The following is a 19,718-nucleotide window of genomic DNA, read 5'->3' as shown; positions in this document are numbered from 1 at the left end:
CGCGGACACTGCGCATATCGCGCCCCTCGTTGCGGTGTTCATACGGCGGGACACTATCGGATCGGCCGGTGCGTCAGGCTCGGCGGTCGTCCTGGGCCGGAGGGCGGTGCAGTGGGAGACCTCGGGGGTCAAGTGCTGAGGCAGTCCCGCAGCCATGGACCCACCGACTGGCAGGGCAGCGCCAGCGGCGTGGGCGGCTTTCCCTCGCCCGCCTTCGGCGTGGCCCGCGCTCACCACGAAGTCGACGCCCGTGCCCTGGGAGGCGCCGGCCGGGCGGCCGCGCTCGGCGTCCCTCTGCCCCCGTGCGCCTGCGGCTGATCCTCTCTGCACGACGCAGGTTCCGCCGCGAACATGAGAACCGTATCGGCACCCCAAGCAGCAGCGCCTGAAAGGAAGCGGGGAGTCCCGCAAAGCGAAGATCCCCGACAGCGTCAAGCTCAGACCATCGCGAGGTATTCGCGGGCCGCGTCACCGACCGCCTGGAGCAGGCCGACCTGTACGGAGAAGGGGTCCCACACCCCGGCCGTACCCGTCTCCTGGAACGAGCCGGAGACGGCGTCGTAGGTGGACCCGGGCCAGACGGCGGCGAGGCGGTCGGCGATCGTGGCCGGATCCGCCTCGCCCGCGTTCGCCGCGACGGTCAGCAGCGGAACGGCCAGTGCCTGGCCCAGGGCGGCGGCGAGGGTGCGGACATGGGGAGGCGCGCCGCCGAAACCCGCGCCGAGGTGCCGGCCCACCTGCGCGAGGGCCGCCGCCGCGCCCGGGAGCATGCCGCCGTCGACGGCGGCCCGGCAGATCAGGACAGCGGTCTGGACGAGCGCTGTGCGTTCGCGCAGCGCGCTCTCGTTCGCCGCGCCGACCCGCACCACGGCGAGCCCGCCGGCGAACCGGGCCAGACGCTCGCGCTGCCGCGTGCGCTCCGCTTCCGAGGGGGCGTTCTCGATCAGGGCGCGGATGACGTCGATGCGGCTCGTCATGGCGGCGAGGTGGCCCGTGCCGTCGGTGAGCGCCAGCGAGGACGGTGCGGCCACCGCCCTGCGCGCGGTGCCGAGGCACTCCAGGTCGGCCGAGCGCAGCGCCGCCTCGTCCGCGAGGACCGCGGCGCCGGTCCAGGCCGCCACGTCCCGGAGGGTCTCCGTGCCGGCGGCGGCGACCACCGCCTGGACCCCGCTGCCGGTCCCGGACGGCAGTACATCGTGCACGCTGCCGTAGGCGAGCACGAGGAGCGGGCGGCCCGTGGCGTCCACGACGTCGAGAAGAGGCTTCAGCGTCGTCGGCGACGGCAGGCGGAAGTCGCACAGCGCGAGATAGGGCCGCTCCAGGACGATGCCGCCGGCCGGCTCTCCCGTCCGCGAGGGCGGCAGCAGGCGCGGGCAGTCCAGCCGCAGGTCCTCCTCGACCCTGAGGCCGAGACCGGGGATGGTGCCCGCTTCGACTTTCACGACGCCTTCGCGGCCGACCTTGTCCAGGGCCTGGGAGACGATGCCGCCGACCTGCGGATCACCGGTGACGGTGGTGCCGATCTGCTGGAGGTCCAGCGCGGACTGCACCTCCCGCGCCAGCGGCAGCAGGCCGGAACCCGCGGCCCCGGTCACCGTTTCGATGCCCCTGGCCAGCAGCGCCGGGTGCGTCCCCGCAGCCAGCGCGGGTTGCAGCGACCGCAGCAGGCTCTCCAGGACGAGGACCGCGCCGGCCGCTCCGTCGCAGGACTGCGCGCGCATCCGTGTCACCAGATCCCGCGCCAGGTCCAGGCCGAGCCCGGCCCAGGCCGTCGCGGGGGTGAGCGCGCGGACCGCGGCGGCGGAGTCGGCGGTACGCAGCAGGGTGCCGTCGGCGGTCTGGATCACCGCGAAGCGCCGCACCGGACCCACCGTGCCGCGGATCGCGTCGGCCGCGGCCGAGACGCCGGCGTGGATCTCGTACGCCCGCCGGTCGCGCGGCGGCATCGGCGGTACGGACGCGTGCGGTGCGGGCGGGCCGACCGGCCGCGTCCCGGCCGCCGCGCTGCGGGCGACGACCATCGAGGCCTCGCTCCCCAGCACCCAGCGCCGGGGGGTCTGCCTGGCTCCCCTGGCGGCCATGGCGTCACTGGCGTAGTGGAACAGGTCGTCGACGCAGACCCGGCCGTCCGCGTCCCGGTCGGCCTTCCCGGTGCGCAGGCCCTCCACGACCACAGAGGTGAACACCGACATCGTCGCGGCGTTCCCGCCGCGGTCGGTGAGCCGGTCTCCTTCCCACGCGAGCTGGAGCTCGTTGGTGGACGTGATGACGGCGGTGCCGGCCCTCCCGAGGTGCTCGGCGATGCCGGCCGACGGAAGCCCCTTCGCGCGCGGGTCGAAAGCCCCGCTGTAGCAGCAGTCGAGCAGCAGCAGCTTGTTGCGCGCCCGGCAGTTGTTCAGCCGGCCGTTGAGGAAGGCCGCGGAGACCGCGGTGGATTCGAGCAGGTCCCGGTCGAACTCCGTGTCGGCGGCGGCCAGATACAGCCGCCCGTCGTCGTCCTTGACGCCGTGGCAGGAGAAGTAGAGCAGCAGTTCGTCGGTGGTCCCGCGGCGGGCGAGGAAGGTGTCGATCCTGCGCCGGACCACATGGGCGGGCTGATCGACGACGTGGTGGACGGTGAATCCGCCGATGTCCTGGTCCGCGAGGACGTCGCCGAGCGCGCTGCCGTCGTGGCCGGGGGCGTACAGCCGGTTCCAACGCGGGTCGTCGTAGACCGAGGTGGTGACGACCAGCGCCTCACGCTCCGCCATCGTCACCCGGCTCCGGGACGTCCGCCGCGTCCGTCGCCGCCACGACATGCGCCACCGGCGCGTGCCCGACGACCTCGACGTCCCCGAGGACCATGGCCCACCTCCCCGGAGCGAATCGTACCGAACACCGACCTTTCGGGGGCCCGCACGGCGCGGTCCGCCGACCCGGCGGTTCCGCGCCCCCGCGGTGGCCGTCTCACGAGGAGAACCGTGTCCCGGACCCCACGTTCCGGGGAAGACCGGCGCACGGAGGGGGAACCGTATGCCCACCGGCCGGGGAACGGCCGGACGGAGTCCGCCCCGGCGATCCTTGGTCTTCCTCAGAAGTTGAGACCAGGGTTGACGAAGACCTTGTCGGCGAGCGCCTTGGCGTCGGTGGTGGCGGGGAGGAAACCGGTGTGGATGACCTTGGAGATGCCGGGCTCCAGTTGCTCCTGGAGGTTCGTGGGCGACGGGTCGAAGGTGAGCGTCTGGAGCACCGGCAGGATGTTCGCCGCCGTGTCCGGCACGTGGTGCTTGGCGGACTCGATCTCGGCCGTGGCCTGGAGGTTCGCCCCCGCCCAACGCAAGCCCCGCGCCCACGCGTTCACGAGCTTGGCGGCGGTGACCGGGTCCTGGCTGACGAAGGTCCCGTTCAGGGCGACCGCGCAGCAGGGAGAGGCGGAGTTGCGGCTGATGCTGCGGTTGTCCGAGAGCTCCCGTCCATCAGTCGCTGCGCATTGGCCGGAAAGCCGTATCCGCGGTGCCCGACGGGCTGTGGGGAACCCGCCCCGGAGCAGGGTCGACGACGGTGAGAACACGCCAGCGGCGGGATATCCATGGGCATTCCACGGGAAAAGGTGTGATCTCAGCTCCCGGCGGGCGTATCGTTCCGACCGGCCGGACGTCGCGGGGGCGCACCCTGGGGGTACGACTTCCCGACGGCCGCCATCGACCGCGTCGCCGGCACGGTCGCGTTCTACAACGAGCACGTCGGCCTGTACGTCGACGGGACGCCGCTGCCGCGCCCCCCGCGCCCGGCTGCGTAGACGGCACGCCTTTGCCGGCCCGGGGCAACCCGGCGGGTGCGTCGGGAGGTTGAAGGAGTAGCGGTTCACGGCTGTCACGGCCAAACCGCCCGTATCGGCACTGCACTGGAGTCCCGCCTTGACCTACCGTTCCCCCGCCGCCAGGCGCCGCACCCTTGTCGCCGCAGCCGCCCTCGCGGCTGCGGCTGTCGCTCTGCCCGCCGCGGGCACGGCGAGCGCCGCCCCCGCGGCAGCCGCCCCGGCCCCTGACTACGCGGGACTGCGGCAGGCGCTGAACAGCGTGGTCGCCGCGGGCGCGCCCGGCGCCTACGCCCTCGTCAGCGACCGCGGCGGCCACGGCGGCACGGTCGGCGTGGGCACCGGTGACCTCGCGACCGGGGCGCCGATCGACCCGAAGGGGCAGTTCAGGATCGGCAGTATCACCAAGAACTTCACCGCCGTGCTCGCGCTGCAACTCGTCGCGCAGCACCGGGTCGGGCTCGACGCCCCCGCCGCCGGCCAACTGCCCGCCGGTGTGCTGCCGGCCGGCTCCCCGATCACCGTGCGGGACCTGCTCAACCACACCAGCGGGCTGTACGACTACAGCAACGACCTGCCCGGCATCCTCGTGGGCGACACGGTGACCGGCTACCAGCAGTTCCGGTACAAGACGTACGCCCCGGCCGACCTGGTGGCGGGCGCGCTCTCCCACGGCTCGCAATTCACCCCGGGCAGCAAGTACCAGTATTCCAACACCAACTTCGTGGTGCTGGGCATGCTTGTCGAGCACATCACGGGCAAGCCCTTCGCGACGGTCCTCACCGAGCGGATCCTGCGCCCGCTCGGGATGCACGACACCCGTTTCGTCGTCCCCCGCACGGACATCGGCGGCCGACACGCCATCGGCTACCTCACCCAGGACGACCGCTCCAAGCCGCTGTTCGACGCGACCGCGCAGACCGCGTCCTGGATCTGGAGCGCGGGTGCGGCCATCTCCAGCACCGCGGACCTCAACACGTACTGGCGGGCACTGACCGCGGGCGCGCTGCTGCCGGAGGAGCAACTCGCCGAGATGGAGGCCGTGGTCCCGGTGGACGCCACCGGCACGTCTTCCTACGGCCTCGGCATGCGCGCGTACACCCTGTCCTGTGGCACGCGGGTTTACGGCCACGACGGCATCCTGGAGGGCTACCAGAGCTACTCGTACACCACGAAGGACGGGTCCCGGCAGGTGACGGTCGCGGCGAACGCCTCCAACAACGGCGATGTCTTCGCCGCCGAACGAACCGCCCTCGACCCGGTGTTCTGCGGCGTCCCGTCCTCCCCGGCCGCCAAGCGCCGGGCGGCGGCGGGCGCCGGCCACGTCGCCGCGGAGGAGACCGTCGGCGTCTCCCCGGAGGTTCTTCGCAAGTAGCCCAGCCCAGACGGTCTTTCGGGGGTGTACGTCCCCCGGCGGCCCATGTCCGGGCGTGCCGCGCGGTGTTCGCCCCGTCGCGGTCGCCCGCGGGGAGCCGCGGAGCCGGGGTGCATGCCGCCAAAGGGGTTGCTGCGTGTGGGCCGTTGGAGGGGTTTTCCGGACGGGGAGGCCGGTGCGCGGCCGGCCCGGGTGGACGCTCGGGGAGCGGGACAGCCCCGTTCCGCGACCCACCGGTTGTCGTCCGGTGGGATCGACCAGGAAGGCAGTCATGCAACCGTTCTTCACGCCGAAGTTGATGACCACCGTCGCGCTGACCGCAGGGGCGGCCGCACTCAGCGTGCTGGGATCCGCCCCGGCGGGCGCCAGCACCGCGGGCCCCGCGCCCGCGCCCGCGTCCGTGTCCTCCGTGCGGGCCGCCGCGTACGTCGAAGGCAAGGTCGTCTCGAACCTGCCCCTGACCATCCGCAGCGAGGCCACCACCAATTCCGCGGCCCTGGGCAGCTTCCCGCCGGGCACCGTCATCCGCATCAAGTGCAAGGTCAACGGACAGGTCGTCGACGGCAACCCGCGCTGGTACAAGCTGTACGACCGTGCCGGGTGGGTGGCCGCCCGCTACGTCGTCAACCTTGGCGATGTGCCCTGGTGCTGACCCTCTGACCAGCGGCTCACTCCTCGCCGGCCGCACGTGATCCGACGCGTCGGCCGGCGAGGCGGCAAGGAAGGGCCGGAGCCTGTCCTCACGGGGTGGGGGCGGGCTCCCGGCGTCCGGACACCGGGCGGGTACGCGCCGGGCCGGCGGATCGCCGCAAGTCCCTACGGGTTCCGTCCGGCCGCCGACGCCGGGAGCGGGCGGGGCGATCGGCTGCGAGTGCGCGGGTGGGGGCGATACGGTCGGAACTCGGCTGTGGGGCCGAGGACTTGGGGGAGCCGACACATGATGGGTGCGGAGATCGCCGTCGGATATCTGTGCGCGTATCTGGTGCGCAAGGCACGACGGGCCGGTGACGCGGCGGACGCCGAAGTCGACCGGACGGTGGACGCCGGGATGGCGAAGGTCCACGATCTGGTGACCCGGGCGCTGGGGGAGGATCCGGCGCTGGACCAGGCGCGGTCCGAGGCGGCCTCGGAGCAGGCGGAGGTCTCGGAGGGCACCCGGCGGTGGGTGACGCACGCGCTGACCGGAGCCGCGCAGGGGGACGCGGCGCTGGCGCAGGCCCTGGCGGACGCCGTCAAGGAAGTGCAGGCCGCCACCGCCGCTTCCACCGAGCCGGGTGCGGTGACCGCCCAGGGCGAGGGCATCGCCGTCGGGGGCGGCGTGAGTGTGAAGGCTGAGGCCGGAGGGGTCGCCGCGCTGCGGATGCGGGACGTCTCGCTGGGAAACCCTCAGGCGCCGGGCCCGCAGCACACCTGAGCGCGCCCGGCGACTCCTCCTCCACTCACTCCGCCCTCGACGTCGGCGCGTGGGGCGCCCGACTGCTCGCCGGCGTCGGCGGTGTGGCGGTGCACACCGTGGCCGGCGGATTCCATCAGCACCACCACGGGGCACCCGCGTCCGGCGTCGCTGCCCTGCGGCGCTGGCAGCCGGTCGCCGACTGCGATCCGCTCGCCCTCGGTGTGCACCGGGCCCGCCCGGGCGGGGCGGACGCGGGCGCCGACGCGCTCGCGAGCCCAACCCCGCCCGGCGGCAACGGTGGTGCCGGCCTGCTGCCGCCGTACGTCCCCCGGGACGTGGACGAGCAGGTGCGCCACGCGCTGCGAGCGGTGTCCGCCTGCGGCGGCATGGTGCTGCTCACCGGTGACTCGACCTCGGGCAAGAGCCGTACCGCCCTGGAGGCGGTTCGCGCGGTGTTGCCCGGCCATCTGCTGCTCGCCCCGCCGCGCGGCGCCGACCTGCGGCCGCTCCACCCGGCGGAAGGCGGCCCGGGCTACGGCCGGCACGTGCTGTGGCTGGACGACCTGGAGGGCCATCTCGGGCCCGACGGGCTGGAGCCCGCGCTGCTCTCCGCGCTCACCGCGGCCCGGCTCGTGATCGTGGCCACGCTCCGGGACGAGCGCTTCGACACGCTCCGGGCCACCGTGGAGCGGACGTCCGGCACGTCGGTACCCGACCACGTGCCCTCGGACGCGGGCATCCGGGTGCTGGACATGGTGCAGCCGATCGTCGTGCCCCGGGCGTGGAGCGCGTCGGAGCTGGAACGGGTGACCGCGGTCCCCGACGAGCGCCTGGCGGAGGCACACCTGCGGCACGGGCCGCACGGGATCGCCGAATACCTGGCCGCCGGGCCCGAGCTGCTGGAGGAGTGGCACAGGGCGGTGCGGCCCGCGCCGCGCGGCGGCCATCCGCGCGGCGCCGCCCTCGTCGCGGCCGCCGTGGACCTGGCCCGTATCGGCCTGACCGGTGACGTGCCCGAGCGGCTGCTGCGCGCGGTGCACCCGCACCACCTCGACGCCCTCGGCGGCGCGGTCCTGCGCCCCGAGCCGTACGAGGACGCGCTCGACTGGGCGGCGCGGGTCCGCTACGGTGTCGCCAGCCTGCTCATGCCCGGCAGCGAGGAAGGGACATGGCGGCCCTTCGACTACCTCGTGGACGCCGTGGCACGCGTCGCCGACGCCCGCCCCGTACCGGACGCCGTCTGGCTCACCGCACTGGAGAGCGGTGACGACAGGACCCGGCCGCTGATCGCGCTGGCCGCGTCGTGGGCGAGCAGATGGGCCATCGCCGAAACGGCGTGGCGCCCGCTGGCCGAGAGCGGCGACCACGACGCGATCGTCAACTTCACCTCCGCCGGATTCATGCAGCGTCTGGACCCCGAGGAGATCGAGCCGCTGCTGCGGCCCGTGGCCGAGGCGGGCCACCTCATCGCCCAGCTCAACCTCGGCGCGGTCCGCGACCTGCGCAACGACCCCGAGGAGGCCGGGCGCTGGTACGAGGCCGCCGCGACGGCGGGGCTGGCGCCCGCGGCAGCCAATCTCGCGATGCTGCTGCGCAGGAAAGGCGAGGACGAGCGGGCCGAGACCTGGCTCGTCAGGGCGGCAGATGGCGGCCACGCCGGGGCGTTCCGGGCGCTGGGCTCCCTCGCGTACGAGCGCGGCGACCTGGTGGCGGCCGAGGAGTGGTGGCGCAAGGGCGCGGAGGCGGGCGACGACCAGGCGGCCTACGCGTACGGCAGCCTGGTCGGCCTGCGCGACGAGGCGGAGGGCGTACGGCTGCTGCGGCCCCTTGCCGAGGGCGGTCACGACCTGGCGGCCGCGCGGCTGGCCCATGTCGCCGATCAGAACGACGACCTGCCGGCGGCCGAGCGGTGGTGGCGGGTCGCCGCGCAGGCCGGGCACGCGGACGCCGCGAACGAGCTCGGTGTGCTGCTGAGCCGGGGCGGCGACCGTACCGAGGGCGCCCGGTGGTACGCCCGCGCCGCCGAGGCCGGCCATGAGGTGGCCATGTTCAACCTGGCCGTATGGCTGGCCGATCAGGGGGACAGCGCGGAAGCCGCGGCCTGGTACCAGCGGGCCGGAGCGGCGGGCCACCTTCCCGCCCTGAACAACCTCGGCCTCATGCAGCGGGCCGAGGGGGACCCGGCGGCGGCCGAGGCGACGCTCCGGCGCGGCTCCGAGGGGGGCGACCTGGTCGCCCGGCGCAATCTGATCGACCTCCTGATCAGCACCGGCCGGCCGGTGGAGGCCAGGTCCCTGCTGCTCGCGATGCTGTCCGACGAGACGGCACTGGACACCTTCGTCTTCACCGAGGCGGTCCGGCGCGGCGGCCGTCCGGAGGTCGCCGCGGCGATCCTTCGCATGGCCGCTGACAGCGGCCGCGTCGACGCCGCCCTCAACCTCGCGAACCAGCTGTTCAGGAGCGGCGACCTCGGCGAGGCCGAACGCTGGTGGCGCGTGGCCGCGCCGCTGATTCCGAACGCGGCGAACAACCTCGGCGTCCTGCTCGCGGAGCGCGGTGAGTACGGGGAAGCGGCACGCTGGTGGCGCACGGCCGAGGAGAGCGGCTATCCGGGTGCCACGCTCCGCCTCGCCGGACTGCTGCTGCTGGACGACCGTACGCAGGAGGCCGAGGCACGGCTGCGGCAAGTGGCCGAAGCCCTGCCGGAGGCCGCCTGCCTGCTGGGCCGGCTCCTGCTCGACAAGCCCGGCGGATCGGCCGAGGGCGAGCGCTGGCTGCTGCGGGCGGGGGAGGCGGGTGACGCCGACGCGGCCTACGAGTACGCGGTGCTGCTGGCCGGACGCGATGAGCCCGAGCAGGCGGAGGAGTGGTGCCGCAGCGCCGCGCAGGCGGGCAACCCCTCGGCCGCGCGCACGCTCGGCCAGATCCTGGCGAGCCGGGGGGAGCTGGCGGAGGCGGAGACCTGGCTGGCCACGGCGGTGGAAGCCGGCATCGCGAGCGCGGAGGAGACGCTGGCGCTCGTACGGCGCGAGCTCTCCGCCGAGGGTGGAGAGCCTGCCACGGCCCACTCGCTCACCGAAGGGCCGGCTGGCGGTTCCTAGCACCGTCAGCCGCGGGCCGACCTGCCGCGCAGCAGGAGCGTTGCCGCGAGGACGCCCGCGGCGGCCGGCAGGAGCGCCAGGACACCCCACAGCGGCGGGAAGATCCGCGCGTCGTATTCGGTGGACACCAGCAGGAGGACCGCCAGGCCCGCGGAGACCGCGATCACGGCCACGGCCAGGACCGCCGCCAGAAGGCGGTGCGAGCGCGCGACCCCCAGCACGAGCAGCCACAGCAGGAAGTCGACGACGGCGACGGCGTAGACGAGGCCGTAGAGCACGCTCGCGGACGGCTCCTTGCCCGACGAGGCGTAGACGTCGTCGGCGTGCTCGATGAGGCTGCGCCCGCCGGCCTGGTCGACGATCGCCGCCACCGCGAGGACGACGGACAGGACGAGCGCCACCGCCACGGCGCCATGGGCCGGGCGCCGGCCGCGTGCCGTCACCATCAGGACCCCCCGTTTTCAGACAGTGACTTTCTCATGCGAGTGACTGTACGAAAGCTGTGCGCGAGGGGTCAAGAGTGAAAGGACCTCACTCGCTGAGGAGTGTGACTGTCGGTAGCCTTGCGGGATGGCATCCGGTCTGCGGGAACGCTGGCGCGTCAGGGCCAGGCGCGCCATCCAGGAGCGGGCACTCGATCTGTTCGACGAACGAGGCTTCGGCGCTGTGACGATCGAGGAGATCGCCGCCGCGGCCGAGGTGTCGCCGTCGTCGGTCTACCGCTTCTTCGGCACCAAGGAAGGGCTCCTTGTCGCCGACGAGTTCGACAGCATGAGCCAGGAGGTGCTGGAGGAGATCCTGGACCTGGACGACCCCGTCGGCAGCCTGCTGCGGATCGTGCTCAGGTACGAATCACCGCCGGAGCGGACCGCCGCGCCGGCGGGGGAGCAGCCGCCCGGCCCGCGGGCCGAACCGGGCCCCTGGCGGCGGGTGCGGTACTTCTTCCAGGAGCCGTCGGTGCGGATGGCCGCGTGCGCGGCGCTGGACCGGGCGAGCCAGCGGATGGCCCCGATGATGGCGGCCGGCCGCGCCGAGATGACCGCGACCCAGGCGCGCGTGGCGGCGAACGCGCTGGTGTTCGGCTACTTCGCCGCGCTGGAGCAGTGGTATCTCGACGGCGGTGAGCGCCCGATCGCCGACTACGTCGAGGACGGCATGGCACCGCTGCGCGCGATCTGGCCGTCCGGCGCCGCGCCCGGGGTCAGCCGAGCAGAGAGCTGATCTCCTGCTCGTACGGGGAGTCGCCGAGGGCCAGATGGGCGCGGAGGTCGGCCCGGGCGTCGGACGTGCGGCCGGCCGCGGCCAGGCAGCGGGCACGGTGGTAGAGGAGTTCCGACCGGTCCGCCTCTTCCGCGTGCAGGGCGCGGCTGTAGTCGGCGGCGGCCCGGTCCCACTGTTCGAGGGCCTCGTAGACGAAGCCGCGGTTGTAGAGCAGGTCCGGGTTGTCCTGGTCCTTCTCCAGCGCGCTGGACAGGTCGTCGAGCGCGCGGTCGAACTCCTGGTGCTGATACGCCGCTATCGCCCGGTTGACGCGTGCGGCGGTCAGGCCCGGGTCGAGTGCCAGCGCGCGGTCGAACGACTCGGTGGCCTCCTGCGCCTGGCCGAGTTCCAGCAGGGCCAGGCCGTGTGCGCAGTGCAGCCGGGGCTCCTCGGCCGTCAGCGCGACACCCGCTTCCGCCACGGCCGCGGCGCCCAGCGCGTCCCCGGTGTCCAGCAGCAGCGACGCGAGGCTGATCCGGCCCTCCAGGTGGTCGGGCTCCAGGTCCAGGACGTAGCCGAAGTCGGCGGCGGCCCGCGCGAGGTCGCCGTTCCCGGCGTGGGCGAGGCCGCGGTTGTGGAACAGCTCGGGGAAGGGCGGGCCGAGCCGCGCGGCGTGGTCGTAATCGCGCAGCGCCTCGGTGTGACGGCCCAGTCGGCTGAGCACGTTCCCCCGGTCGAAGCGGTACTCCGGGTACATCGGATCGACCTCGATGACGTGGTCGAGGTCGGCGATGGCCTCCTCCAGGCGGCCGACCGCGGCCAGCACCTGGGAGCGGTTGTGGTGCAGGACCGAGCGGTGCAGGCGGTGCTGGTCCGGCGTCAACGCGCTGTCCAGCTGGGCGATGCCGTCCTCGACCAGGCGCAGCGCGGACTCGGGGCGGCGGAGGTGGGATTCCACGAGCGCCTTGCCGTTGCTCATGAAGACGGTGTGGAAGGCCCGGGAGTCGGGGTCGGGGAGCAGCTTGGCTATCTCGACGGCGGTGTTCATGAAGGCCCGGGCCCGGGCGTGGTCGCGGTGGTCCGGGTCGTAGAGCCGTGTGTAGATGATGCCGAGCGCGTAGTACATCGACATGTGGGACCAGGGGCTGTTGGTCCGGGACAGGAGGTCCCAGTAGATGGCCTCCGTGTCGCCAGGGCGGTCGAGGGCGCCGAGGCACTGGGCGACCAGCAGCCGCAGGTAGTAGTAGCTCTTCGGATCGGCCTCCGGGTCGACCCGTTCGACCAGCGGTTCCACCAGGTGCAGGGCCGCGGCGTAGTAGGCGGCGCCGATGCAGTACGCGGCGGGCTCGCTCACCGCGACGATCACGTCGGCGATGGCCAGGGTGCCGTGGCTGCGGTGCCAGGGCACGGCGCCGAGGCGGGCCGACCAGGTGTCCGCGGCGAGCAGTTCCTCGACCCGCTCGTCGTGCAGGGGCGCCCGTACGGCCGGGTCGCAGTCGCGGAAGGCGGCGATCAGCGCGGGGTCGTCCGACGTACCGTCGGAGGCCAGGTACGCCCGCACGGCGTCGAGGGAGCCGGCGCGGTCCCCGGTCAGCGGCGGGCGGGCCACCGCGGGCGCGAGCAGCTGGTGCGCGTGGCGGGCCTTCGCCTCGGCCAGCTCGGTGGGGAGCTCCGCGTCCGCGGCGCCGATCACCAGGCGTACGCGCGACGGGTCGAGGCGGCGCAGGGCGATGGCCAGGAATTCGGCGTCGGTCGGGTCGGCCTCGTGGACCGTGTCGAAGGCGAGGGTCAGCGGGCGGTCCTGCCCGTCCGGCCCGGTGAGGGCACGCAGGAGGTCGACGATGCCGTGGCTCTGCCGGCGGGAGGTGTTAGCGGGGAACCAGCGGGTGCGCTCCCCGGTGGGGACGGCGACCGTCAGCGTCTCGGCGTTCTTGCCGATGAGGCCGACCAGTTCGGGAGCGACGGCCAGGATCTCCTTCCGGTGGCCTTCGAGGACAGCGGTGTCCAGGTCGCTCATCCGCGGCAGCAGCGCGCGGAGCGCGGCGCCTGCACCGGTGTAGGGCCCGCGCAGACGGCGGTGGCAGTCCACCGTCACATCGGGGCGCTGGGCCTGGGACAGAGCAGCGCGCGCCGCACGGGTGTCACCCGTCACCCACAGATGCCCGGATCCTTCGCTCACGGCATTCTCCTTAACGTTGAGGACCGAGCTGGTCGATTCGGGCTGCGGTACCCGCGGACCGTTTGCCGCCGCGGTGGTCGCGAAATGCCATGGCCGCCACCAGAGCGGGTTCGAGCAGCACGAATACCAGGGTGAGAACGGAATCCCACCAGTGCGGATCGGTCACGCTCCAGCGGGCGATGCCGACGGCGAACCGGTGGATCAGCGTCCCGAGAGCCGGCAGCGCGAAGGTGAGCATTCCCATCATCATCGCGGCACTGCAGACGAAGACCACGGGCGCGTAAACGCGTACGACCGCCCGTTCGTGCCCGGTGAGAACCGACTGGTCCACCATCCGCTCGGGCCGCCGGACGAACTGCCAGTAGCGGTTGCGCAGATAGGCGCGCGACAGGGCGTGCAGGTCCGGGCAGCGCAGGAGTTGGGCCAGTACGTAATAGAGGTCCGTCTCCATGAAGACCAGGAATTGCCAGGCCATCCGCAGGACGGTGAGATAGAGCGCGGCCATTGCCGCGTGCCCGGCTGCCGCCGCGGCGCTGCCGTGTCCGTGGCACGCCCAGGCGACACCGAGGAGCGCGCTTCCGAAGAGCGCGTCGGCCAGAAGGCCGGCGCAGAACGGCAGGATGCGTTTGGAGCGCGGAACTCCCATGAGGCCGGTCAGGGTTGTCTGGAACACCAGGAAGTACAGCCGCCGCCCTATGGTCACGCTGGCGGGGACGCCGAGCCGGCGCGCCGCCAGGACGTGAAAGGTCTCGTGCAGGGCGATACCGGCCAGTTGGGAGACGAGCACGATCAGCAGAAGGCCGAGGAGCGAGTCCCCGGCGGTGATCCGTGAAGGCCCGGGGCGCAGCCAGGGGTGCTGGGCCATCGCATAGCCGCAGACGGCCATGGCGAGGACGAAGAGCACTCCCGCGACCGGCGAGAAGAGCCATCGGGCGAGCCGGCCGAAGCGCGTCACATTGCGCGGCGGCGCGACGGGCGAGGTCTCCCCGGTGTCGCGTACGAAGCCGAGGCCGCGCAGCGTCTCGACGAGATCGCCCATGTCGGGGGTCTCGCCGTACTCCTCGGCGTACCAGGCGGCTGCCTCGTCCAGGGGCGCGCCGTCGAGCAGCCGCCGGACGATGTCGGCGGCGTCCGCCGGAAAAACAGCGTAGGTCTCCGTGTCCGCCCGGCCGACGATGACCTCGTCGCCTTCGGTGATGAAGCTGAGCGGATGAAGTATGACGTGCGAGCTTTCCACGGAATTTTTCCCCTGGCGGTCGGCCGACTGTTCCGGACATCGTTTTCTGCCGCCGGAAGATCCGCCGTGGCGTGCACGGATGAACACCGTGCACGCCACGGCGGATTTACCCGCCCGTCATGTCGGTCACTGGGCCGGGCAGGACAGCGGCAGAGCGGATCCCTTGGCGATCAGACCGTAGGCGGAGGTGCCCGAGCTGGTCAGCCGGATAGGTCCTGTGGAACGTACCTGGAATTTCTTCATGGATATTCACCTCACTTTTCAGGAAAAGTACCCTGCGCTGAACGATGGGTGCAGACCCAGGGCCTGGAGAAATAGTCTGCTGGGCGGCGCGGATGTATTTCAAGAGTATTTCTCCCTCTGGCCGAAAGCTCACATCCGCCCACCACGGCGTATCGGCCAGATGTCGGATCCGCTCGGGCCGGGAACGGCGAGTCGCCTACCACGTCCGCGAGGCCCTGGCGAGGGTGCCGAGAAACGGGGCATATGTGGTCCGAGCGCCCGGGTGATGCGCGGGTGCGTCCTCCGTCCGCGGCGGTTTGACGTGCGCACTCGGAGCGGTGGGTGACAAAGCGGAGATCTTCGCCCTGTGGTCCTGCGCCCGCCGGCTCCTCGGGGGATCGGAAAAGGCGTACCGCCGAAAACGCACCATGTGTCCTACGTCACACGACGAAAAGAGTTTACCCGCTTCTCCGGGCGACTGCTGTGTAAAATAATGACGATCGTCTTTCGGTCCTGTTGTGCAAAACTTCTTTCAAACGGCCCCGCCCCGGAAGGGGCGGTGTTCCGTCTTCGGACGGGGGAAGCTCCTGGTGCGGGTTTTCCGATCAAGAGGGCGTCCGGGGCCGGAGGCCGGAGGGCTGTTCCCGGCGGCGACGCGCGGGGTGGCCGATCTTTCGCGCATGGCTGGAAGAGTCCCGCACGCGCGGTCGCCCGTCACTGCGGAATGGATGCGGAGGGCGCCGTTCCGGCCATGATTGCCCGGCCGCGGACAGCGGCCGAAGGGTGACGGGCGGCCAGAAACAGCCACGAGGGTCCCGGGGTGCGCGGGTCACGGCCGTCGGGGTGTGGATCACGGCCGGTCGGGGGCGTGCTGCCGGCTCTCCTGCCTTTCGAACGACGCGAACAGCGAGGCCGTCCGCTCGGCCCGCTCGGCCCGCTCCTCGGCCAGGCGGACGAAGCGGGCGACCACCGCCTGCTCGTACTCGCTCAGCAGCGGCCCGGTCTGGTCCAGCGCCGCCCGGAGCGCCCCGACCTGCCGCACGGTCCGCCTGGCCTCCACCTTCTCCCGGCTGGGGACGCTGAGGTAGCCGGCGTGGATCAGGCGGCGCAGGCCGGCCCTGGTCTCCTCCGGCGGCAGGTCCAACTCCCAGATGAGCCGGTCGACATCGCCGTCGTCGCCGTAGACGCTCTGCAGCCACATGCAGCGCACGTAGAGGCCGAGGTCGGCGAGCGACAGGCGTGAGTCGGTGATGTGGGCGTGGCGCACCACCAGGGCGTCCAGTTCGGGGGTGTTCGCGGTGATGGTGTCGATGGTGTCGGTCTGTCGGAGCGTGTCCATGCACGCATCCTCGCCGACCGCGGCGGCAGAACGCCGCATATATCCTCCGGGACACCAATTACCTCCCAATAGCCTAGTGTTGGCAGCCATTAAGCCCACAATGCGACGCCGTGACCCTCGGCCGAACAGGTGCGGTAACCGCCCTTGCCGTGCGGGGGATTGACATGGCCTCGGGATTGGCGTTTGACTCGTCGCTCGTGCAGGTCTGGCAACGTTGTCATCGCATCGCCGCCCCAGTCGCCTGAACCGCAGGACGCGAACGCGCGGCGCCGTTGCCGACCCGAGGACGCCATCCGTCCTCCTGGGCACACTCGTGCGCACGAACCGCGGAGGCAGTCACGATGATCTCCTTGCGTCGCCCGGACCACCCTCGCTCCACCCGCCGTTCCCGGCCGGGCCGCCGCGCCATGCGGCGGCTCGCCGTGGTGGGGTCCCTGCTGGGCCTGGCGGCCCTGCCGCTGCAATCGCTGGACAGCGCGTCGGCCGCCTCGGCGCCGTCCCCGGTCAAGGACCCGGCGTCCCTGGTCAACCCGCTGATCGGCACCTCGGGCCTGGTCAACACCTTCCCCGGCCCCGACATGCCGTTCGGCATGATGCAGTGGGGTCCCGACACCACCCCGCACCGGGCGCAGGGCGGCGGCTACGAGTACGACAGCACGAAGATCTCCGGCTTCAGCCTCACCCACGTCTCGGGGCCGGGCTGCGACGTCGCGGGCGACGTGCCGATCCTGCCGGTCTCCGGAGCGCTGCCCGGCAACCTGTCGGCGGCCACGGCCCAGTTCGCGCACAGCGACGAGAAGACGGCCGTCGGCTCGTACACGGTGACCGACGCCTCCGGTGTCACCACGGAACTGACCGACACCACCCGTGCGGGCCTGGGCCGCTTCACCTTCCCCGCCGGCGCGCCCGGCAGTCTGCTGCTCAAGCTGAGCGGCGGCGCCACCCAGGTGGACGGCACCCGGGTCAAGGTGGTGAACAACCACGAGGTGAGCGGCTCGGTCGACAGCGGGCACTTCTGCGGCGCGGGCAACCGCTACACGCTGCACTTCGACATCACGTTCAACCGCCCCTTCACCGCCAGCGGCACCTGGGTCGGCAGCACGGTCAACCCCGGTGCCAAGGCGCTGGCGGCGGGCCGCACCGCCGCGCCCGCGACGAACGCGGGACAGGGCGGCGCACCGCACGAGAAGCGCTCCACCGTCCCCGCCGCGCCGTCCCCGGCCGTGCACCCGGTGGCGGGTGCTGCCCCGGCTGCCCGCGCGGGCACCTCGGGCAGGAGTGCCGCGGCGGCCCCGGTCACCGGCGCCAACGGGATGTACCTGACCTTCGACACCGCGTCCTCCACCGCGGTCACCGCGGCGGTCGGCATCTCGTACACCAGTGACGACAACGCCGCGGCCAACCTCTCCTCGGAGATCAGCGGCTGGAACCCGGACAAGCTGCGCACCGCGAACCACAACGCCTGGAACGACGTGCTCGGCCGCATCGCGGTCGGCGGCGGCAGCCACGACCAGCAGGTGCAGTTCTACACCGCGCTCTACCACGCGCTGCTGCACCCGAACGTCTTCTCCGACGACAACGGCCAGTACATGGGCATGGACGACCAGGTCCACACGCTGGCGAAGGGCCAGAAGGCGCAGTACGCCAACTACTCCGGCTGGGACACCTACCGCTCGCAGACCCAGCTGATGGCCACCGTAGCCCCGCAGCAGACCGGCGACGTCGTCACCTCGATGCTCAACGGCTACGACCAGACCGGCCTGCTGCCCAAGTGGGCCTCGAACAACGGCGAGAGCTACGTCATGGTCGGCGACCCCGGCGCCTCGATCATCGCCGACGCCTACGCCTTCGGGGTGCGCAACTTCGACTCCGCGCACGCGCTGGACGCCATGGTGCACGAGGCGACCACGCCCAACCAGGACCGCCCGGGCCAGGCGGTGCGCGACGCCAAGGGCTACCTGCCGCTGGACGAGACCGACTACAGCTGCTGCAACTTCTACGGCCCGGTGTCCACCCAGCTGGAGTACGACAGCGCCGACTACGCGCTGGCATCGTTCGCCAAGTCGCTGGGGAAGACCGCGGACTACACCAGGTTCGCCACCCGCGCCCAGGACTGGATGAACGTCTTCAACCCGCAGACCGGCTACATGCAGGGCCGCAACAAGGACGGCAGCTTCGCCGGCGGCTTCACCCCTGGCACCTCCAACGGCTTCGTCGAGGGAACCTCGGCGCAGTACACGCCGATGGTCCCCTTCGACCTCAAGCAGCTCATCACCGCCCGCGGCGGCCCGGCGGCCTACGCCTCGTACCTCGACAGCCTGCTGGACAGCATCACCGAGCCCGGCGGCACCGACGCCGACCTCTCCAACGAGCCGAGCCTGGAGATCCCCTGGGAGTACGACTACCTCGGGCAGCCGTGGAAGACCCAGGCTGCGGTGCGGCAGGCGCAGACCGGTCTGTACTTCAACGCCCCGGTCGGCTCCTTCGGCAACGACGACCTCGGCGCGATGAGCTCCTGGTACGTCTGGTCGTCGCTGGGCATGTACCCGGAGACGCCCGGCACGGACACCCTTGCGCTGGGCAGCCCGGCGTTCCCGATCGCCGAGGTCACCTTCGGCAACGGCAAGCAGGTCACGCTCAACGCCCCGCAGGCCGCGCCCGACGCGCCCTACGTGCAGTCGCTCGACGTCAAGGGCAAGGCGTGGAATGCCGCCTGGCTGACCTTCGGCCAGTTCCGCTCGGCCAGGACGCTGGACTTCGCGCTCGGGGCGCAGCCGAACACCTCGTGGGCGACCGGTCCTGGCGCGGCGCCGCCGTCGGACACCACCGGCGGCCAGCGGGTGCTGGCCGCTACCGGCCCGACCAGCGACGGGCTCGTCATCGCCCCCGGCGCGAGCGGTGACGCCACGCTGCGGCTGACCAACCTCGGGGCGAAGGCCGTCACCGCCGACTGGACGGCCACCGCGGACCCGGGGGTGAGCCTCGGCGCCACGTCCGGCTCGCTGACCGTGCCCGCCTCGGGCACCGCGCAGGCGCAGGTCCCGGTCACCGCGGGCGGCGCGGAGGGCGCCTACTCCGTCTCCTTCGCGCTCACCGACCACACCAGCGGCGCCGACCTGGCCGGCGCCACCTTGCGGGTGGCCGTCGCGCAGCCCGGCGCGCTGTGGCCGTACGAGTCGAACGAGGGCGTCTACGCCGACGGCACCCACTTCACCGGCGGCTTCGACGACGGCGGCTGGGCGTACTCGCAGAACGCCCTGGCCGCGGCGGGGGTCGTCGGCGGCAGCAAGCTCACCGCGGACGGGATCACCTACACCTGGCCGACCACCGCCCCGGGGCGGCCGGACAACCTCGAAGTCGGCGGGCAGACCATCCCGCAGCCGGCCGGCTCCTCCGGTGCCTGGCTCGGCCTGCTCGGCGCCGCCACCAACGCGCCGACCGACGGCAGCGGCGTCCCCGGCGACCTGGCCGTCACCTACACCGACGGCAGCACCGCCAAGGCGGGCGTGGTCTTCGCCGACTGGACCCTCAACGGCAATGCCAGCAAGCCCCTTCCGGGCAACACCACGGTGGCGGCCTCGGCCTACCGCAACACCGCGGACGGCGGCCGGGACAACGTCAAGGCCTATGTCTTCTCGGTGAAGGTGCCGCTGGACCCGGCCAAAACGGTGGCCTCGGTGACCCTGCCGGTGACCGGGGCCTCGGGCACGGTCCACCTGTTCGCCCTCGGCTACGGGAGCTGAGTCCGCGCCGTACCGCCCCGGGCCCGGCGCCGAGTCGGGCCCGGGGCGGTACGACTTCCCCCCGGCGGGCAGGAGTTCAGGCGCAACCGGAGCACCGAGGCGATCTGTACATGACAATTCTGCGGTCATA

The 19,718-nt window shown here is 72.6% G+C and carries 12 protein-coding genes; 6 read left to right on the top strand and 6 right to left on the bottom strand.

Annotated elements, in window-relative coordinates:
- Positions 1-437: 437 nt before the first annotated feature.
- Both V7E46_RS01895 and V7E46_RS01890 read right to left on the bottom strand, forming a co-directional pair.
- The gene (locus V7E46_RS01895; protein ID WP_333766757.1) at positions 438-2,750 is read right to left on the bottom strand and encodes a caspase, EACC1-associated type; all 2,313 of its coding nucleotides are present in this window, start codon (positions 2,748-2,750) and stop codon (positions 438-440) included.
- A 320-nt stretch (positions 2,751-3,070) separates the two neighbouring features.
- Complete coding sequence (locus V7E46_RS01890; RefSeq protein ID WP_333766756.1) at positions 3,071-3,319, bottom strand: hypothetical protein; 249 nt, start codon at positions 3,317-3,319, stop codon at positions 3,071-3,073.
- A 577-nt stretch (positions 3,320-3,896) separates the two neighbouring features.
- On the opposite strand from V7E46_RS01890, the gene V7E46_RS01885 reads away from it, so the two are divergent.
- From V7E46_RS01885 to V7E46_RS01870, 4 genes are all read left to right on the top strand, one after another.
- Positions 3,897-5,171, top strand: coding sequence for a serine hydrolase domain-containing protein (locus V7E46_RS01885; protein ID WP_333766755.1), 1,275 nt, complete (start codon positions 3,897-3,899; stop codon positions 5,169-5,171).
- 271 nt (positions 5,172-5,442) lie between these two features.
- On the top strand, positions 5,443-5,823 hold the full coding sequence (locus tag V7E46_RS01880) for an SH3 domain-containing protein (RefSeq protein ID WP_333766754.1): 381 nt from the start codon (positions 5,443-5,445) through the stop codon (positions 5,821-5,823).
- A 285-nt stretch (positions 5,824-6,108) separates the two neighbouring features.
- Positions 6,109-6,585 (top strand): hypothetical protein, encoded by a 477-nt coding sequence (locus V7E46_RS01875; RefSeq protein ID WP_333766753.1) that lies wholly within the window; start codon positions 6,109-6,111, stop codon positions 6,583-6,585.
- Positions 6,586-6,668: 83 nt separating this feature from the next.
- Entirely contained in the window at positions 6,669-9,668 is a 3,000-nt protein-coding gene (locus V7E46_RS01870; RefSeq protein ID WP_333766752.1) for a hypothetical protein, read from the top strand.
- 5 nt (positions 9,669-9,673) lie between these two features.
- Here V7E46_RS01870 and V7E46_RS01865 read toward each other — a convergent pair whose 3' ends face one another.
- The gene (locus V7E46_RS01865) at positions 9,674-10,114 is read right to left on the bottom strand and encodes a hypothetical protein (protein WP_333766751.1); all 441 of its coding nucleotides are present in this window, start codon (positions 10,112-10,114) and stop codon (positions 9,674-9,676) included.
- Between the two features lie 124 nt (positions 10,115-10,238).
- Between V7E46_RS01865 and V7E46_RS01860 the strand changes: the two genes are divergently transcribed.
- Complete coding sequence (locus tag V7E46_RS01860; RefSeq protein ID WP_333766750.1) at positions 10,239-10,889, top strand: TetR/AcrR family transcriptional regulator; 651 nt, start codon at positions 10,239-10,241, stop codon at positions 10,887-10,889.
- Here the strand turns inward: V7E46_RS01860 and V7E46_RS01855 are convergent.
- The 3 genes from V7E46_RS01855 to V7E46_RS01845 form a co-directional block, all read right to left on the bottom strand.
- A complete protein-coding gene (locus V7E46_RS01855) occupies positions 10,870-13,047 on the bottom strand; it encodes a tetratricopeptide repeat protein (RefSeq protein ID WP_333766749.1) in 2,178 nt (725 codons plus the stop codon). The genes V7E46_RS01860 and V7E46_RS01855 overlap by 20 nt on opposite strands.
- Before the next feature lie 10 nt (positions 13,048-13,057).
- The gene (locus V7E46_RS01850) at positions 13,058-14,284 is read right to left on the bottom strand and encodes a hypothetical protein (protein WP_333766748.1); all 1,227 of its coding nucleotides are present in this window, start codon (positions 14,282-14,284) and stop codon (positions 13,058-13,060) included.
- A gap of 1,072 nt (positions 14,285-15,356) precedes the next feature.
- A complete protein-coding gene (locus V7E46_RS01845) occupies positions 15,357-15,845 on the bottom strand; it encodes a hypothetical protein (protein ID WP_333766747.1) in 489 nt (162 codons plus the stop codon).
- Positions 15,846-16,186: 341 nt separating this feature from the next.
- Between V7E46_RS01845 and V7E46_RS01840 the strand changes: the two genes are divergently transcribed.
- A complete protein-coding gene (locus V7E46_RS01840) occupies positions 16,187-19,588 on the top strand; it encodes a GH92 family glycosyl hydrolase (RefSeq protein WP_333766746.1) in 3,402 nt (1,133 codons plus the stop codon).
- The last annotated feature ends 130 nt before the right edge of the window (positions 19,589-19,718 follow it).

Origin of the sequence: Streptomyces sp. IBSBF 2435, assembly GCF_036815005.1 — a bacterium.
In the GTDB taxonomy this organism is placed as follows: Bacteria; Actinomycetota; Actinomycetes; order Streptomycetales; family Streptomycetaceae; genus Actinacidiphila.
The sequence above is the reverse complement of the archived record's forward strand: the minus strand, read 5'-3'. Positions and strand labels throughout refer to the sequence as shown.

Coding starts and splice junctions, on each gene's coding strand:
- V7E46_RS01880 (WP_333766754.1), top strand. CDS start 5,443: ATGCAACCGTTCTTCACGCCGAAGTTGATGACCACCGTCGCGCTGACC.
- V7E46_RS01840 (WP_333766746.1), top strand. CDS start 16,187: ATGATCTCCTTGCGTCGCCCGGACCACCCTCGCTCCACCCGCCGTTCC.
- V7E46_RS01875 (WP_333766753.1), top strand. CDS start 6,109: ATGATGGGTGCGGAGATCGCCGTCGGATATCTGTGCGCGTATCTGGTG.
- V7E46_RS01865 (WP_333766751.1), bottom strand. CDS start 10,114: ATGGTGACGGCACGCGGCCGGCGCCCGGCCCATGGCGCCGTGGCGGTG.
- V7E46_RS01845 (WP_333766747.1), bottom strand. CDS start 15,845: ATGGACACGCTCCGACAGACCGACACCATCGACACCATCACCGCGAAC.
- V7E46_RS01895 (WP_333766757.1), bottom strand. CDS start 2,750: ATGGCGGAGCGTGAGGCGCTGGTCGTCACCACCTCGGTCTACGACGAC.
- V7E46_RS01860 (WP_333766750.1), top strand. CDS start 10,239: ATGGCATCCGGTCTGCGGGAACGCTGGCGCGTCAGGGCCAGGCGCGCC.